4 protein-coding genes are annotated in these 3,945 nt (G+C 73.3%); all 4 read right to left on the reverse strand.

The genetic code is table 11. The annotated features are described in order from the left end of the window. On the reverse strand, positions 1-643 hold a 643-nt coding region (locus BH719_RS09925), incomplete at its 3' end, for a FecCD family ABC transporter permease (protein WP_245683296.1). Between the two features lie 132 nt (positions 644-775). Continuing rightward, the gene (locus BH719_RS01030; RefSeq protein WP_009399996.1) at positions 776-1,798 is read right to left on the reverse strand and encodes an ABC transporter substrate-binding protein; all 1,023 of its coding nucleotides are present in this window, start codon (positions 1,796-1,798) and stop codon (positions 776-778) included. 102 nt (positions 1,799-1,900) lie between these two features. Then, positions 1,901-3,130, reverse strand: coding sequence for an enterochelin esterase domain-containing protein (locus BH719_RS01035; RefSeq protein ID WP_009399997.1), 1,230 nt, complete (start codon positions 3,128-3,130; stop codon positions 1,901-1,903). Further along, the gene (locus BH719_RS01040) at positions 3,127-3,744 is read right to left on the reverse strand and encodes an L-threonylcarbamoyladenylate synthase (RefSeq protein WP_009399998.1); all 618 of its coding nucleotides are present in this window, start codon (positions 3,742-3,744) and stop codon (positions 3,127-3,129) included. Before BH719_RS01040 ends, BH719_RS01035 begins: the two co-directional genes overlap by 4 nt. Positions 3,745-3,945 lie beyond the last annotated feature (201 nt).

Genomic DNA, 3,945 nt, shown 5'->3' on the forward strand with positions numbered 1-3,945 from the left:
CCCGCACGCCCAGCCCGGCCGCGGCCTCGTCCCCGAGGGCGAGGGCGCCCAGCGCCGGGCCGAGGAGCGCGGCGATGACGGCGCCGACCGCTAAGGGCGCGCCCGCCCACGCCAGCGAGGAGAAGCGCACGCCCTCGAGGGAGCCCGACACCCAGTGGCGGAACTCGTTGAAAGCGAATTGGTCGGCGAGGACGACCGCCTGCGTGAGCGAGGACAGGGCCGCGGTGAGGGCGATGCCCGCCAGTGCCAGGCGGGCGCGCGAACCGGGACCGCCGCGCCCCGCCAGCAGGTGGACGGCGCAGGAGGCGGCCAGCGCCCCGGCCAGGGCGGCGGTGGCGTTGCGCGCCTGCGTGGAAACCCCGGTCGCGGCGCAGGCGCTCACGACTCCGAGGGCCGCTCCCGCGTTGACCCCGAGGATCCCGGGATCGGCCAGGGGGTTGCGCGTGAGCGCCTGCATGACGGCTCCTGCCAGGCCGAGCGCGCATCCGACGACGAGGCCGGCGATGGTGCGCGGGACCCGCATCCGGACCACCACCTCGGTGTCGATCGGCGTCCCCGTGCCCGTGAGCGCCTGCCAGACCTGGGCCGGGGAGAGCACGCGCGAACCGATGGCGAGGGAGGTGGCCATGGAGAGGAACAGCACGAGGGCGCAGACGCTGAACACGGGAGCCCCGCGGAGCAACGGCGGACGGCACCCGGATCGGGAGCCGGACGGGCCCGCGCTCCGGCGCAGCGCGGGCCCCCTCCGCTCAGCGGTGCCGCGAACGCCCAACAGTCACTTCAGGAAGGTCGACTCGATGTCGGACACGATCGTGTCCATGAGGATGTAGCCGCCGGTCGAGGTCCACACGGAGCCGTCGACGGGGACGACGTGGCCGGCCTGCTCGGCGCCGAGACCGGCGAAGCCGGGGGTCTGCCGGGCCTCCTCCAGCGCCTGGCGGGACGCCTCGACGCCGGCGCTGCCGCCCGCGCTCGGGTTGTTGACCGAGGAGCCGCCCAGGGTGCCGAAGAAGATCCAGTCGGCGTCGATCTGGTCGATGTTCTCCAGGGAGACCGGTTCGGAGTGGCCCGGGCCCTCCCTGTCCTGGTTGGCGGGGCGCTTCATGCCGAGGTCGCTCAGGGCGCGCCCGGCGGGCAGCTCCTTGAGGATGAGGCCCGCGGTGTCGCCCTGCCAGCGGACGACGGAGTACGTCTGGTCGAGGTAGCCGGCTGCGGCGAGCCCGGCCGAGACTGCGGAGACGTGGGCGTCGTACTCGGCGAGTTTCGCCTCGCCCTGGTCCTTGAGGTTGAGGGCGTCGGCGGTGACCTGGAAGTTGGCCCGCCAGTCGCCCCCGGCGTCGCCGGTGTAGACCACCGGGGCCGTCTCCTTCAACGAGGCGAGCGCGTCGGGATCGTTCTTGATGGAAGTGCCATCGACGAGGATGAGGTCCGGCTTGGCCGCGCCGATGGCCTCCACGTTGGGCTTGCCGACGGAGCCGAGGACCGCCACGGAACCAGCGCGGTCGGCCAGGTAGTTGGCAACGGTGTCCTGCCCGCGCCCGGCGACGGCCCCGATGGGCGTGACGCCCAGCGCCAAAGCGTTGTCGGTGGTGGGCTCGGAGAGCGTGACCACACGGGACGGACGGCCGGGGACGGTGACCTGCTCGCCGTTGGCGTCCACCACGGTGCGCGTGGCCCCCCCGGACTCCGCAGCGCCCCCCGCTGAGGCGGGCCCGTCCGGGCCGCGCCCGCACGCGGCCAGTGAAAGGGTCATTGCGAGCGCCACCGCCGTGGCGCCGAGTTTACGAGCGATTCCCACTGCTCCTCCATTCGGTACGGGATACTCCCATGGTCACTAAAGGCAAGGCTAGCCTAATCTAAATCGACGAGAGGCGGCAGTCCCGTTCTCGTTGCATCCCTCTCACATCGCAGAGATCCGGTCGAGGGCGTCGGAGAGACCGTAGCGCCACCACGCGTAGTCGTGGCCGCCCCGGTACTCCCGGTAGCCCACCAGCGCCTCCCCCGCCGCCGCGGCGAAGGACCGGGCCAACCCCACCATCCCCGCCTCGTGGCTGCCCACCTGCACGACGACCCGCGCGTCGGCGGCGGGCACCAGGGATCCCCCGGTCAGGCCCCGCAGCAAGGACCCCTCTCCCCTGCCGCGCTGCGGTCCGCCCACCCAGTACGATCCCGACTGGCACACGCCCACGGCGACCAGATCCGGGCGCGTCAACGCCAGGTGCGCGCAAGCGAGGCCCCCGTAGGACTGGCCGCAGACCACCATGGGGCGCTCCGCGCCCACGACTCCCGCGATGGCCCCGACCAGCGCCTCCACCCGCCCCGGGTCCGTGAGCGCGGCCTCGCGCCGGAGGGACCGCCCTGTGTCCACGAGGACGAGATCCCACTGCCCTGTACGCCCTGACAGTGCCCGCACCACGCCGTTCGCCCGCCAGTTCGCCGCGTCGAAGAGCACGAGGACACCGGGCTCCTGACCGGCGCCGCCCCGCCCGACGCCCCGGACGAGTTCCACCGAACGGGCCCCGCAGCCGCCGCCCCGGCTGCGCACGGCCTCCACGACCTCCACCCCGGACCCCGCCGCGTCCGGCCCATGGGCGCGCGCCCAGTCCGGGTGGGCGCGCGCCGAGGGCCCGTGCCACAACGAGGCGGGCATCGCGCGCCCGTTGGCGATGGCGCCCGGGCAGTGGGGGTCTGCCAGTCCGGCCATGTGGAAGGCCAGCCACCCGTCCCTGGTGCGGCCGGTACCGGATGGGATGGGCGAGGCGGACTCGACGACCTGGTAGCTCAGCACCCCGTCGCTGGGCAGCAGGCAGCACAGAGCCCACCAGCCGGTCGCCCCCACCGGTTCCATGAGAGCCGGACGCAGATCCTCGCGGTGGTTGTCGGTGAGGGAACTGAGGTGGAGCGCCACGCAGGCCGTCCCCGGGCGGGCACTGCGCCACAGGAACGTCGCGGGAACCATCTCGACGCCCCCGACACGGCAGGGCTCGCCGACCAGTGGCGTGCCCGCGCGCGCGAGCCCCTCCAGGCCCGGGCCGTCCGCTCCTGCCACCGCGCAGGGCAGGTCGAGGCGGATCGGCGCCCCTCCCTCCAGGGGCGTGGGATCCAGGCGCCGGTTCCAGCCGTCCGTCACTCGAAAAGGGACACGTCCCCCGCGCCGCGGCGCACCACCTCGGCGGTTCCGGAGGTGAAGTCGACGACCGTCGTCGGCTCGGCGTCACCCACGGGCCCGACGACCACCAGGTCGACCCTGGAGCCGATGCTCTCGTCGACCTCCCGGCCGTCCGTCAACGGCTCGGTCTCGCCCGGCAGGATCAGCGTCGAGCACAGGAGGGGCTCGCCCAGGGCGGAGACGACGGCCTGCGTGATGGCGTGGTCGGGCAGGCGGACCCCGACCGTGTGCTTCTTCTTGTTGAGCGTCATACGGGGCACCTCCTTGGTGCCGCGCAGGATGAAGGTGTAGGGGCCGGGGGTCAGCGCCTTGATCGTGCGGAACTCGTGGTTGTCGAGGATCACGAGCTCGCCGAGCTGGGCGAAGGACGAGCACAGCAGGGAGAAGTTGTGCTTGTCATCGAGGCGGCGCACGTCGCGGATCGTGTCCATGCCCGCCTTGTTGCCCAGGCGGCACGCGATCGCGTACCCCGAGTCCGTGGGCAGGGCGACGACCCCGCCCTCGCGCAACAGGCCGACCACCTTGTCAACGAAGCGCTTCTGAGGATTCACCGGATGCATCTCTACGTACGACATACACCTATTGTGCACGATACCCCGGGCGGCCGTGGGCGAAACGGCGGCACTCGCCCGATCGACCGCCCGCGCGGAGCCCCGTGCCCGCTGGGGGCACCGCCCGAACCCCTGGCGGGCCGGAGGGCCCGCCACGGGCACCCTGCTCGCGGCGGGGGCCGATGGGACAACCAGTTCGGGGGTCGTGGCACCGCGGGCCCCGTG

Source organism: Pauljensenia hongkongensis, assembly GCF_001746855.1.
GTDB classification, from domain to species: Bacteria; Actinomycetota; Actinomycetes; order Actinomycetales; family Actinomycetaceae; genus Pauljensenia; species Pauljensenia hongkongensis.

Bases quoted from the DNA above. Each gene is read 5' to 3' on its own strand.
- BH719_RS01040 (WP_009399998.1), bottom strand. From the start codon at position 3,744: ATGTCGTACGTAGAGATGCATCCGGTGAATCCTCAGAAGCGCTTCGTT.